At 25.1% G+C, this 13,411-nt stretch carries 12 protein-coding genes; 2 read left to right on the top strand and 10 right to left on the bottom strand.

Annotated elements, in window-relative coordinates:
- Positions 1–13: 13 nt before the first annotated feature.
- Positions 14–457, top strand: coding sequence for a GatB/YqeY domain-containing protein (locus B0175_RS05835; RefSeq protein WP_108527704.1), 444 nt, complete (start codon positions 14–16; stop codon positions 455–457).
- A 21-nt stretch (positions 458–478) separates the two neighbouring features.
- Positions 479–1,594: a GGDEF domain-containing protein gene (locus B0175_RS05830; RefSeq protein ID WP_108527703.1), complete on the top strand. Its 1,116-nt coding sequence runs from the start codon at positions 479–481 to the stop codon at positions 1,592–1,594.
- A gap of 5 nt (positions 1,595–1,599) precedes the next feature.
- On the opposite strand, the gene B0175_RS05825 is transcribed toward B0175_RS05830, so the two are convergent.
- From B0175_RS05825 to B0175_RS05780, 10 genes are all read right to left on the bottom strand, one after another.
- Entirely contained in the window at positions 1,600–2,745 is a 1,146-nt protein-coding gene (locus B0175_RS05825) for a sensor histidine kinase (protein ID WP_108527702.1), read from the bottom strand.
- The gene (locus B0175_RS05820; RefSeq protein WP_014468550.1) at positions 2,735–3,394 is read right to left on the bottom strand and encodes a response regulator transcription factor; all 660 of its coding nucleotides are present in this window, start codon (positions 3,392–3,394) and stop codon (positions 2,735–2,737) included. Before B0175_RS05820 ends, B0175_RS05825 begins: the two co-directional genes overlap by 11 nt.
- The gene (locus B0175_RS05815; protein ID WP_108527701.1) at positions 3,391–4,326 is read right to left on the bottom strand and encodes a cache domain-containing protein; all 936 of its coding nucleotides are present in this window, start codon (positions 4,324–4,326) and stop codon (positions 3,391–3,393) included. The genes B0175_RS05820 and B0175_RS05815 overlap by 4 nt, the downstream gene beginning before the upstream one ends.
- Before the next feature lie 26 nt (positions 4,327–4,352).
- Entirely contained in the window at positions 4,353–5,345 is a 993-nt protein-coding gene (locus tag B0175_RS05810) for a c-type cytochrome (RefSeq protein ID WP_108527700.1), read from the bottom strand.
- Between the two features lie 74 nt (positions 5,346–5,419).
- Complete coding sequence (locus tag B0175_RS05805) at positions 5,420–8,278, bottom strand: type I restriction endonuclease subunit R (RefSeq protein WP_108527699.1); 2,859 nt, start codon at positions 8,276–8,278, stop codon at positions 5,420–5,422.
- Positions 8,279–8,280: 2 nt separating this feature from the next.
- Positions 8,281–9,312 carry a RhuM family protein gene (gene rhuM, locus B0175_RS05800; RefSeq protein WP_108527698.1) on the bottom strand — a complete coding sequence of 344 codons (1,032 nt, stop codon included), beginning with the start codon at positions 9,310–9,312 and terminating at the stop codon, positions 8,281–8,283.
- Positions 9,313–9,348: 36 nt separating this feature from the next.
- Positions 9,349–9,756, bottom strand: coding sequence for a hypothetical protein (locus tag B0175_RS05795; RefSeq protein ID WP_108527697.1), 408 nt, complete (start codon positions 9,754–9,756; stop codon positions 9,349–9,351).
- On the bottom strand, positions 9,757–10,548 hold the full coding sequence (locus B0175_RS05790) for a hypothetical protein (RefSeq protein WP_108527696.1): 792 nt from the start codon (positions 10,546–10,548) through the stop codon (positions 9,757–9,759).
- 10 nt (positions 10,549–10,558) lie between these two features.
- Positions 10,559–11,815, bottom strand: a complete 1,257-nt coding sequence (locus B0175_RS05785; RefSeq protein ID WP_146175185.1) for a restriction endonuclease subunit S — start codon at positions 11,813–11,815, stop codon at positions 10,559–10,561.
- A 13-nt stretch (positions 11,816–11,828) separates the two neighbouring features.
- The gene (locus B0175_RS05780; protein WP_108527694.1) at positions 11,829–13,388 is read right to left on the bottom strand and encodes a type I restriction-modification system subunit M; all 1,560 of its coding nucleotides are present in this window, start codon (positions 13,386–13,388) and stop codon (positions 11,829–11,831) included.
- Positions 13,389–13,411: the final 23 nt, after the last annotated feature.

The raw sequence follows: 13,411 nt of genomic DNA, 5'->3' as shown, positions 1-13,411 counted from the left end.
TAAGGGAGTTTAAATGAGTTTAAAAGAACAATTAAATGAAGATTTAAAAACAGCAATGAGAGAAAAAAATGTTGTTAAAAGAGACTCTATAAGAGCAATAAATACAATGATAAAACAAATTGAAGTTGACGAAAGAAGAGTTTTGGATGATGCTGAAGTAATCAAACTGATTCAAAGAGGAATAAAACAAAGAGAAGAAGCAATAGCACAATATAGCGCTGCTTCAAGAGATGATTTAGTACAAAAAGAGCAAGAACAAGTTGATGTATTTATGATTTATTTACCAAAACAACTAAGTGATGAAGAGTTAGAATCTGGAATGAAAGAAGTAATCAGTGAAGTTGGAGCAACAACAATAAAAGATATGGGAAAAGTTATGGGAGTTGCATCTAAAAAATTTGCTGGTGTTGCTGATGGAAAAAGAATAAATGAAATGGTTAAAAAGCTTTTAGCATAAAATATTTTTAGGAATGAAATAGTGAAGAGATTTTTGAGTCAATTAAATGAAATAGAAATAAAAGAAGTAGCAGAAAAAAAGATTGATAGTTTAGAAAAACTAATTATTCTTCTACTAAAAAGAGTCCATCCGCAAAATATTGAAGTTTTAGCATCTATATTAAAACAAGCCTTACTTCCTTCTATTAGTGTTGAAGTAGATGATGAAATAGAAAAATTATTTGTAGAAATTGAAAAAAATCCAAACCTTTTATTCAATAAAGCTGTTCAAATTCATATAGAAAAACTGATTTTAAAAAGATTTGAAAAAGACAAATTAGTTGTTGTTCAAAAAACTTCTGATATTTCAAAACTTGTTTTAATGATGGAAGAATATTTTAATGAAGCTATTTCAAGTAATGGATCTGGAACAAAAAACATTTTAAATATCAGAGAAAAAATAGAGTCTATAAATGTAGCTAAAGATGGAATTGATGCTTTATCAAAATTACAAAATGAACTTGTAAATGCAGCTTCAATGATAGAAAAAGAGATGAGTTCCGTTACAAATAAACTTGAATCAGGAAAAAGTCAAATTCAAGCTTTAGAAGAAAAAGTTAAAAGCTTAGAAGATGAACTTACAAAAACAAAAACTGAAAATATGACAGATCATTTAACTGGTGTTTTAACTAGACGAGCTTTTAGTGATGAGATTAAAAGAATAGAAAGTTCATATAATAGAATAAATACTCAATATGCTGTGATATTTTTCGATTTAGATCACTTCAAGATTTTAAACGATACTTATGGACATGAATGTGGTGATGTGGTATTATCTACATTTGGAAAGATTTTAAATAAAACGGTAAGAGAACATGATTTAGTTGGTCGTTATGGAGGAGAAGAGTTTATTGCTATTATTCATTTCAATTTGAATAGAGAGCTTTTACAATTTTTAAAAAGAATCAAAACAATAGTTACTGAAAATAGTTTTTTATATCAAGATAAAAAAATTAGAATCACTTTTTCAGCAGGAGTTGCGATAAGAAATAGCTATCCAACTTATGAAAATGCATTACAAAAAGCTGATACACTATTATACAAAGCAAAAGAATCAGGAAGAAATAAAATACTACTTGAAAATGGTATGGAGATTTAAAAAAATTAATTTTTCAAAAAACTATAAACAAAAGTAGTTCCCTCTTCTACTTTTGAAATAACTTCTATTTTTATATCATTTTTGTCACAAATATTTTTTACAATACTAAGCCCTATTCCAAAACCACCAGTTATTTTATCACCTCTATAATATCTTTTAAAAATACTAGAAGTATCTTTTATACCAACACCTTCATCTTTAAATGTTAACTTCAAATCTTCATTCACTGTTTCTAAAATTACAGTTATATTAGAGTTTTCTTTTGAGTATTTTATAGCATTTGAAAGGTTGTTATCTATTATTCTATAAAGTTCTATTTCATTGAAATTTATTTTGATATTTTTTTCTATAAATTTAGTAAAACTAATATTTTTTGAAGTAGCTAAGTCATTGAAAAATTCAACTCGTTTTTCTAAAAATATTGATAGATTTATAGCTCTTTTTTCATCTTTTACAGCATTTTGTTGCATATAATATTCTAAATCTTCATAAATAACTGTCATATTTTTTAGTGCTGATTTTATTCTTAAAATATTTTTATCATTTTTAAGTCTCATTTGAAGCATATCTGTATTTATTCTTGCAACACCTATTGGAGTTTTTAGTTCATGCATTGCATCTTTTAAAAAATCATCTAAATATTGATTTAGTCTTCTATATGGTTCAATACTTTGTTTTATAATAAAAAATGATGATAAAAATAGAAAAAAACTAATAGTTAGAAGCAAAATTATCGCATTATAAATAACTTGAGAGTTATCTATATCTTTACAAACTATCAAGTTTTTTGCTTTTAAAATATTTTCATTCAAATACTCTTTATAACAAAACTCATCTTTTGTTTTGAAAAACTCACTTTCAAAATGAATTTCATTTTTTAATAAAGAGAAAATCACTTCATTTTTTTCACCAATTATTGCTGATGTAAAAATATTTGAACGAGGATAAAAAAATAGTTCATTATTCTCTTTTTTAAAATTTTCAATTTTTGTCACAACTAAATTTGCATAGTTTTTCAAATCTATTTTATCTTTAATTGTTTGATTTTCAAAAGAGGCATCAAGATAGAAATATATAGGAATAAAAGCGATAAATAGAGTCAAAAATAGCTGTATTATTATATACTTTATCTCATATTTGTTATTTATCAATCTTATATCCTACAAATCTTTTTGTTTTTATAAAATCTTTATGAGTTTTTTCTCTAACTCTTTTTATACACATTCTAATATCAGAATATGAGATATCTTTACTTTCCCAAACTACTTCATGCAAAGTTTCAATTGATACAAAAAAACCTCTATTTTGAATAAGTAAACTCACAAGCTGGCTCTCTTTTAAAGTTAAATCAACTATTTGATCATTTGAATATAAAATAAATTTTTTCATATCAAATTTAAAATCAAATGGCAAAATTATCAAATCATCATTTGTTTTGAAACAGTTTTTTATCAACTGTTCTATTCTAAATTTTAACTCTATCATATCAAAAGGTTTTCTAATATAGTCATTACATCCAAGTTCATAACCATGACTTAAATCTTTAATATCTGTTAAAGAAGTCAAAATAATAATAGGAACATCGATTTTCTCTTTTCTTACATATTCAACCAAAGAAAAACCATCCATTCCAGGAACTCTAATATCTAAAAGAAGTAAATCATAATAGTTTTCAAAAATAGCATTTAAAGCATCATCACCATTTTCAAAATCATCAACATAAAAGTCTAACTCTTCTAAAAACTCTTTTATTGATACTTTATATAAATAATCATCTTCTAATAACAAAATTTTTATCATCTTATAATTATCTCTTTTTTTTCTATCTCTTCTTTATTCTTTATATCTGATTTTATATTTATATCACCTTTATATTCATATCTTGGCAAATAACTAAATTTTTGTTTATCTTTATCAAATCGAATCATCAACAAACCAATACTTTGTTTATCTACATCACCTAAAGGTATTTGTGTGATTATTTTATTTTTATTTTCATAATAGAACTTTTTATTTGATAAATACTCTTTATTTGATAAAAGAAAATCAAAAAAGCTTCTATCATATTCATCTTCTATTACAACATAATCATATAAAAATGCACTATTTTGATGTGATTTTGCTATTTGTAAATACTCTTTTTCAAGTAAAGCTATAATATCTATTCCCATATATTTTAGTCTATTTTTTAAATCACTATAATCCATAATAACTTCAATAGTTCCTATATATTCACCACTTTTATTAAATATAGGAGCAATAGCTTTTATGTTAAATCTTTTACCCAATTCATTTGAAACATACGGTTCTTTTGTCTCTTTTACTTTTACTAATCCTTTTCTAAAACTCTCTAAACTCAATCCACTATCTTTATCTTCCCAACTTCGTACAAATACTTTTAAATCTTTTGTGTGTATTTGTACTTGTAGATTATTTTGATTGCTATATGTTTTTATAATTTCTAATAGTTTTAAAATCTCTTTTTTTAACTCTTTTGGTTTATCTTGTTCTAAATTATCTATTATATTTTGATTTTTTGAAAATAAAATTGCTAATGATAAAGCTTGATTTTTTTGATTTGTAAGTTCTTGTTGTACAAGTTCAACTTGGTTTGAAACGAAAATATCTATTTCATTTTGTTCTATAATATTATTATATTTGTTTAAAAAATAAAGAAGTGTAGATATAACTACAACAAAAAGAAAAATGAAGTTTTTATATGTTTTATTCAAAAGAGTATCCTTTTAGATACTCTTTTTTATTTTTTAATAAGTTTTCCATATGGTCCAAATTTGCCTTCAATTGGATCTTGTCCTTGTCTATAAACATCAGGAGCTTTTACAACCTCATCTGGGAAGTCTTTATTTCTATTCGCTTTTTCTGGTCTATCATGTTCTTCTAGATTTATATAAGCTGCAACATTATATGCTTCTTCATCTGTTAAAAGAGGATTTTCATGTGTAGCACCTAAAGGCATATTTGCTTTAATAAAATCTGCTGCTTTTAGAACTCTGAACATTCCTGCACCTTTGTTATAGCTATCTTTTCCCCAAAGTGGTGGATACATATATCCATTAGCTTTACCTTCATTTTTGATACCTTCACCATTTACACCATGACAAGCTGCACATTGCATATCATACACAACTTTTCCTTTAATAGGATCAGCCGCTTGAGTTTGTGTCATTTTTCTATCAACAGGAGCTAAACTTTGACCTTCAACTTTAGCACCAATAGGAACACCTTGGCTTAACCAATACATATAAGCTTCCATAGCTTTCATCTCTTTACTATCAAGTGGAAGTGGTTTTCCATTCATACTTCTTTGCATACAACCATTTATTCTCTCTGCTAAAGTTCCAATAGTATTTTCTCTTGGTCTATATTGTGGAAAAGACGCAAATACTCCAACAAATCCAGCTGAATATGTTTTTGTTCCTGCATCTAAGTGACAGCTTTGACATGCAAGGTTATTTCCTGCGTATCTCATTTTTTTATTTTCAACTTCAGGTCCTATATACTTGTAAGTATGAACTACTAACTCTTTTCCATATTTGATTAAATCACCAAATTGATTATTTGGAATAGTACTTTCATCTGGAACTTTCCACTCTATTTTTGGTCCTTCGTATTTGTATCCAATATCGTTTCTTTCTTTGATAAGATTTTTATCAAATTTAACAACCTCATCTGCAAATAATGAACTTACAGCTAATGCACCAAATAATGCAACAGTTACAATCTTTTTCATAAATAATTTCCTCCTACTATTTATCTTAAAAAGACTATATCATACAAACATAACTTGAAAGTAACAAACTGTAATTAAACAAAATTATAAAATTTTTCTACAAACTCTACTATTTTATTTAAAACTTTAGGTATTACTATTTTTCTTTCTAATAACTTTGGTTTTGTTTCAAGGATATTCACAATATCATCACTCATAGGTTTTCTTCCATCATAAAGATAGTTTTCAACTAATTCTTTTGTTTTATCTATATCAAGTTTCTCTTCTAAACATAACTCATTAAAAGCAATATCTTTTTTACTATCTATAAATTTAAAAAATTCTTCTTCTATATTTTCAATCTCAATTCCATCCAAAGTAGTATTTATAAACTCTTCAATTAGTTCTTTTTTACTTCTTAATTTTGGATTTGAATTTATTAGATTATTAATATTTTCTTTTTGTACTGTTTTATCTTTAGTTTTAGTTTGAGTATATTTAGCTAGTAATTTTAAAATATACGAAACATTTATCTCATCTTTATGAATAAGTTCTAATTCAAAATCTACATCTTTCAAAATAGATACTTTTCCATCTTTTGCATTTTTTTCACTTCTGATTTTGTCATATAAATCAAGATATTTTGATTTATAATCTTCAAATTGTTGTTCACTAATAGTTAAATCAAACCATTTAAAATCAGCAAATCCTTCTAAAATATTTTTAACTCTTATTAGTTCTCTAAAAGTTTTTATAAATTCAAGCTGGATATTTTCATCTATAATCTTATCTATACTACTCACACTTGGAGCTATTTGTAAAAGTTTCATAAATATTTCATTACATTTTTCCATATAATATTCATATGGTTCCATTAAAACTTTATCTTCATTATCTTGATTTGAAAAGAGAGCTATTGCTTCATCTGTATTATTTTTCAAGTTTCTAAAACAAATTATATTTCCTTGTGATTTTTTTTCATTTAAAATCCTATTTGTTCTACTAAAAGCTTGGATTAATCCATGATATTTCAGATTTTTATCTACATATAAAGTATTTAATGTAGGAGCATCAAATCCAGTTAAGAACATATTTACAACAAGTAAAATATCTATCTCTTTTTTCTTTGTTCTTCTTGAAATATCATCATAATAGTTATAAAAACTTTTTGTATCTTTTGTTGTATAGTTTGTATCAAAAAGCTTATTATAATCACTTATATATTCTTCTAACTTATCTCTTGAGTGTTGGTTTATATTTGATTCAATTACTGTAAAATCACTCTCATCTACACTATAAACTCCATTTGCATCTTTGTCATCTTCATTTGTACTATATGAAAAAATGGTTGCAATTTTAAGATTATGGCTTTTTGCTTTAAAAGCTTCATAATACTTACATAAAACCTCAACGCTACTAACACACATCATAGAATTAAACTCTTTTGAATGAGTTTTTCTATCGTGATTTGCCAAAATATAATCAACTATTTTTTCAATTCTTCTATCACTTTCTAAAAGTTCTTTTGTATCTATACCTTCAACTTCAATATCTATCTCATTTGCACTATCTTTTTTCTTATATCTTCCTACATATTCAACACAAAATTTTAAAACATTTTCATCTTTTATTGCATTTGTTATTATGTATTTATGAAGTTTTTCTCCAAAAAGTTCTGCTGTTGTTTTTTTACCAAATTTATTTCCTAATGCATTTTCTTCAAATATTGGTGTTCCTGTAAAACCTATAAGTTGTGCATTTGTAAAAAATTTAACAATATTTTTGTGAGTTTCTCCAAATTGACTTCTATGGCACTCATCAAAAATAAATACTATCTTTTTATCTTTGATTATCATCATCTCATCTAAATATCTTTTTTTAGAAATAGCACTATTTAGTTTTTGGATAGTTGTGATTATAAGTTTACTATTTCTCAACTCACCTTTTTTATCTTTGTACTTATCTAAAAATTGATTTACGAGAATTTTTGTATTATCCGTACCATCTACACTTCCTGAACTAAAGCTATTGAACTCTTTTGTAGTTTGAGAATCCAAATCTTTTCTATCTACTACAAATACTACTTTTTCAACTTCACTAAGATTTGTAAGAATTTGAGAAGCTTTAAATGATGTTAGAGTTTTTCCACTTCCTGTTGTATGCCAAATATAGCCATTTTTATTTGTATTTTTTACTCTATTTATGATAGCTTCAACTGCCCAAAATTGATATGGTCTTAAAACCATAAGTATTTTTTTAGCTTGTGCTAAAACTATATATCTACATATCATTTTAGATATATGACACTTTTCTAAAAAAACTTTTGTAAAAGCACTTAAATCTGTGATATTTTTGTTGTCTTCATCTGCCCAAAAAAATGTTTGTTTAAATGACTGTTTTTTGTTGTTTGAGTAGTATTTTGTATTTACTCCATTTGAAATTACAAAAATTTGAATATATGAGAATAAAGCACTATTAAAACTATATGAGTGTCTTTGGTATCTGTTTATTTGATTAAAAGCTTCTTTTAGCTCTAATCCTCTTCTTTTTAACTCTATTTGTACAAGTGGTAAACCGTTTATTAGAAGTGTTACATCATATCTATTTTTATATTTTCCTTCTATTGTTACTTGAGAAGTAACTTGAAAGATGTTTTGACACCAGTTTATGCTATCTAAAAACTCTATATAGATAGTTGTTTTATTGCCATCTTTTAAAAGTGCATATTTATCTCTTAAAATAGTAGCCTTTTCAAAAATATCACCTTTATTTAGATGATTCAAAACTCTTTGAAATTCTGTTTGACTTAAAGTTGTTTTATTGTGAATTTCAAGTTGTTTTTTTAGATTTTCTAAAAGCTCTTTTTCATCTTTTATATAAACTTTTTTATAATCCAAACTCTCTAATTGTTTGATTAAACTCTCTTCTAATAATGCCTCACTTTGCTTGCTCATATTTATTTTCCTAAATTCTTTATATCAGCTTCTAATTCCTTAAAGCTTTCAATTCTTTCTAATTCCTTTTTATTTTCCTTATATTTTAGATACTCTATTTCACTCTTTTGCTTTGCTATTTCATGACTTATTTTACCTGCATTTTGTAAAAGCTCTCTTCCATTTAAAGATAGTATTATATCAAGTCTAGCTATCCAATCTTTCATATGCATAGGAATTCTTTGACTAGCCATAGTTTCAGCAAATGCTAAATATTGTTCTACTAAAAGACCTAAAAGTTTTATCTCATCTTCACAAAGATAATTTTTTGCAATACTTACATCTTTTTTTGTGATATATTTACTATCTTTATCAAAAGAACTCATTCCTAAAAGGTGCTTTGAAATATCAATTCTATTGAAAATAAGTTCAGCTGCTGTTTGATTTGAAACCGCCCAAAGAAGTTTATTTTGAACTATTTTAAAAAACTCCACTGTCTTTTCATCTTTTGGATCATAATCTACACTTGTCATATAAATATCTTTTATTTTCTGATAAAAAAATCTTTCAGAGATTCTAATATCTCTAAGTCTTTTTTGTAGTTCATCAAAATATTGCATTTGTGTACCACTTTTAAATCTATCATCATCAAGAACGAAACCTTTTTCTATATACTCTTTTAGTTTAGAGTTTGCCCAAACTCTAAATTTTGTACCAATATTTGAACGAACTTTAAAACCAAGAGCTATTATCATATCAAGGTTATAGTGTTCTATATCTCTTGTAACCTCCCTGTCTCCTTCAATCTGAACTGTTCGGAAATTCCGAACAGTTGAATTTTTATCCAATTCTTCATCTTCAAAAATAGCTTTTATATGTTCACTAATAGTCGATTTTGCTTTTCCATAAAGTTTACAAATCTGTGCTTGGCTTAACCAAATATTTTCATTTGAAACTCTTGTTTCTATTTTTGTTTTTCCGTCAATGGCTTCATAAATAATTATATCTGATGACGATAAATTATCTTTTAGAAATGCTTCACTTTGTGTGTTCATATTTTACCTACAATTTAATATTTTTTATTTATGAAATTACTTTTCATTTGTTGGATGAATAAATATTTTTAATAATTCATTAGTTGTTTTATAAAAACAATAAATAGTTCCAATAATAATTGGCATAACGAAAATATATTTATATTCAGATGTAACTAAAAATAATATTGTAATAGAAGCTACTTCAAAATATATAGAATGTTTATAGAAATCTTTTAATCTATGTAATTCTGTTCCATAGTCTTTATTTTTTCTATCATATAATGATTTTTTTAATGCAGAATTAAATATTATGGAAAGAGAAGTAATTTTAAAACCTATCATTATTGATAAAAAAGTAATAATATTAGAATACTCATCATATTTTTTATCGAAAACTATATATCCTAATAAGAAAGCTATGACAATAACTATTAAAAATATTTTAAAATCTAATCCTTTCATTTATAATTCCTTTAATAAATTATTTTTTACTTCATCATTTAAGTATTTTCCATTTTCATCTTTATTAATTTGTATTTCAATTTTTCGACTAAAACTATCATTATTAAAAATTATTTCAAAATTATCTTCGTCATTACCTCTAATAATTAAATCCTTTAATGTATTGTTCTCTTTTTCCACAAATAGACCTTTAATAAAGTCTACTAATTGATTTGACTTTGTATATTTTGCAGATATTGTAAATTCATTTGGTGAATCTATCCCTGTTAAATCTTTCAAAGCTTCTCTTTTTTTACTATCAAAACTAAAAAGATGCTTTGTTTCTGTAAAAGTAATTTCATTTACTCCTTCTAAAATAGATATAAATTCATCTTTTGTCTTTTGTATTGTTTTAAAGCTAAATTTTTGATTTATTTTTTCTTTAAAAACTATACTTAAAGTATTCTTTTTCTTAGAATTTGAAATATATAATAAATTTCTTTTGAAACAATATAAACAAAAAAATTGTTGTATTAATTCTGCTTCTGTAAGTTCTCTATCATTTTCTCTTTTTTCTCCTGTTACAATATCAGTTAATTTATTATCACGAGGATTTGGTTTACCAAAATCAAAAGAAAACCATACATAATCATTCGTTTTCTCAACAATTACTTCATAATAAATACCATCAATTAAAATATTAAAATTATCTTCCATTTCTTTAAATGTTTCATATGTTGGATATACAAATCTATCTCCTGTAGTTTTTGTTTCTTCAATAACTTGAAAAATATTAAAATATAATTTTTCCATTTTCCAATCCTTATACAAACATATGTTGTAAAAGAGATTTTTTAAACTCTTTTGTTTTTTGTAATATTTTTTGATTTTCTTCTATTTTATCATCTATTGAAGATAAAAAGTTTGCTATTTTATTTTGTTCTTCTAAGCAAGGAAAATTTATTTTTATGAGAGAAAAAGATTTCACGGAAATAGTAAACCTTGTGATTCCTGTTGAAAATTTAGCTAACTGATTTAATACACTAGGTATATTACAAAAATAATGAGAATACAAAATATCTATTCTTATTTTAGGTCTAAATCTCATTAAGTGATAGCTATAAACTGCATTATCTAAATCTTCAAAGATAACAACTGAATGCCCAATATCATTTGACGTTTCAGAAGATGGTGTAAATAAAATATCTCCTTTTTGAAGATTACAACTTGAAATTTGGCTATCTGTTGCAGTTACAATTTGAAAATTTTTTATAGTTCTATTATTAATATTTTTATGCTTATAAACATCCATATAATTTATCAAAAATACACTTTTTTCATCATCTTTACTTATCTTATCAATACTACTAGTTTGAAATATTCCAATATCTCCCAACTTTTTTTCTTCCCATTCTGGAAATTCATTTCCATCATCAGCTTTAAATCTAATCTCTTCATTAAATATTTTTTGTATCATACCTTTTTTGTATTGTTGTAGAAGTTCATCTTTTTTTATTAGTTGTTCTATTTTTGTATCAACAGAAGTTAAAAATGAAGCTATTTTTTCTTGTTCTTTTTTTAAAGGTATTGATGCTTTTATAAATTTAATTTGATTAATAGATAAATTAGGTGGTTCGCTACCTAAAATAAAACTGTCTATTTTATTAATAAGGTTAGTTTGCTGTAAAAAATAATATATAAAATCTAAAGATTCTCTAGTTATTATTTTTCCGACTCTTTGGTTTAACAATGAACCATTATAGATATCATCAATTTTTGCTATTTTTAACATACCATTTAATATTGGTCTTGTTAATGCCAATACATAATCATTCTTATTCAATAAAAACTTTGAATACTTTTCTTTAAAAATTTTAGGTAAAAAACATGGTGTATCATATTTCATTCTTTGAATACCTACATCAGCAATTTTTAACCATCTCACCCCTTCATTAGTTATATCACTACTTGAAAATGCAAATCCTTGAAAAATATTAAAAATTTTTTCTAATTCTTTCTCTTCCCATTCATCAATAAACTCTTTAAATCTTAATTTTGGTACATTTATATTTTTACTCATTTTCAAATCTTCTTTAAAATGGTGTAGCAATACCAAGTTCTTTACAAAAAGTGGCTATTGTTTCATCTGTTTTTTTCATACTCTGTTCAAGTTCTTTTAGTTCATTACAAACTTTGTCTAAATCAATAATTTCTTCTTCATTAAATGTATCAACATATCGTGGGATATTTAGGTTATAGTCATTTTCTTTTATCTCTTGTAAATTAGCAAGATATGAATACTTTTCTATTTGTTTTCTACTTTTATAAGTATCTATAATCTTTTGTATATCTTGCTCTCTTAAAAAGTTTTGATTTTTTGCTTTTTCAAAATCTTTTGAAGCATCAATAAAAAGTATATTATCACTATGAACTCTACACTTTTTAAATACTAAAATACAAGTAGGTATAGATGTACCATAAAAAATATTTGAAGGAAGTCCTATAACAGCATCAAGATAGTTTCTATTTTCTATTAAATACTCTCTTATATGTCCTTCAGCTGCTCCTCTAAACAAAACACCATGAGGAAGTACAACTGCCATTGTTCCATTATCATCAAGATGATGTATCATATGAGTTACAAAGGCAAAATCAGCTTTTGAAGATGGAGCTAGTTTTCCATATTGGCTAAATCTATCATCATTTAAAAATAGATTATTTGCACTCCAATTTGCACTAAAAGGAGGATTTGCAACTATGGCTTCAAACTTTATATCAATATGTTGAGGATTTTCTAAAGTATCTTCTTGTTTTATGTCAAACTTTCTATAATGAATATCATGCATTATCATATTCATTCTTGCAAGGTTATATGTTGTTCTATTTAACTCTTGTCCGTAAAAGTTTGATACATCTTTTACCTCTTTTGCTACTCTTAAAAGCAAAGAACCACTTCCACAAGTTGGGTCATAAACTGATTTTAATCTCTCTTTTCCAACTGTTACAATCTTTGCTAAGATTTTAGAAACTTCTTGTGGTGTATAAAACTCTCCTGCTTTTTTTCCTGCACCTGCTGCGAATTGTCCTATTAGATACTCATAAGCATCACCTAAAACATCTCTATCATGATTCTTTAGTTCAAAATTTACTTTGTCTAAATGAGATAAAACTTTAGATATTAAACTATTTCTTTGTTCAACAGTTCGTCCTAACTTCGTGCTAGTCAAATCTAAATCTTCAAATAGATGAATAAAATCATCTTCACTTTCAGTTCCCATAGTTGAAGTTTCAATACTTCTTAAAATTTTTGTTAAATCATCTAAAATAAAGTTATTTGAGTCTTCATTTCCTTTTTTTGCTATATAAGAAAAAAGTTCATCAGGTCTTAGAAAATATCCAAGTTTTTCAACAGACGCTTTTTTTATATCTTCTAAAATTTCATCTTTTTCTTCATGATTTAAAACATCAAAATAAGTCATATTATCAGGTTCTAAAATCTCATTTGTATAATCTACTATCTTTTCAGATAAATATTTATAAAAAATAAATCCTAATATATAATCTCTAAATTCATCTGCATCCATCTTCCCTCGTAAAGCATTTGCAATATTCCAAAGTTGTTGTTCTAATATCTTTTTTTGTTCTTCACTCATCTTTTATTATCTCTATTTTTCTA

The sequence above is a fragment of the Arcobacter lacus genome (assembly GCF_003063295.1).
GTDB classification, from domain to species: Bacteria; Campylobacterota; Campylobacteria; order Campylobacterales; family Arcobacteraceae; genus Aliarcobacter; species Aliarcobacter lacus.
Note: the sequence above shows the minus strand (reverse complement) of the source record. Positions and strands in the feature narration are given on the sequence as shown.

What these genes read in the sequence shown, in the direction of transcription:
- B0175_RS05835 (WP_108527704.1), top strand. Translation starts at nt 14, where the DNA reads ATGAGTTTAAAAGAACAATTAAATGAAGATTTAAAAACAGCAATGAGA.
- B0175_RS05820 (WP_014468550.1), bottom strand. Translation starts at nt 3,394, where the DNA reads ATGATAAAAATTTTGTTATTAGAAGATGATTATTTATATAAAGTATCA.
- B0175_RS05810 (WP_108527700.1), bottom strand. Translation starts at nt 5,345, where the DNA reads ATGAAAAAGATTGTAACTGTTGCATTATTTGGTGCATTAGCTGTAAGT.
- B0175_RS05805 (WP_108527699.1), bottom strand. Translation starts at nt 8,278, where the DNA reads ATGAGCAAGCAAAGTGAGGCATTATTAGAAGAGAGTTTAATCAAACAA.
- rhuM (WP_108527698.1), bottom strand. Translation starts at nt 9,312, where the DNA reads ATGAACACACAAAGTGAAGCATTTCTAAAAGATAATTTATCGTCATCA.
- B0175_RS05795 (WP_108527697.1), bottom strand. Translation starts at nt 9,756, where the DNA reads ATGAAAGGATTAGATTTTAAAATATTTTTAATAGTTATTGTCATAGCT.
- B0175_RS05790 (WP_108527696.1), bottom strand. Translation starts at nt 10,548, where the DNA reads ATGGAAAAATTATATTTTAATATTTTTCAAGTTATTGAAGAAACAAAA.
- B0175_RS05785 (WP_146175185.1), bottom strand. Translation starts at nt 11,815, where the DNA reads ATGAGTAAAAATATAAATGTACCAAAATTAAGATTTAAAGAGTTTATT.
- B0175_RS05780 (WP_108527694.1), bottom strand. Translation starts at nt 13,388, where the DNA reads ATGAGTGAAGAACAAAAAAAGATATTAGAACAACAACTTTGGAATATT.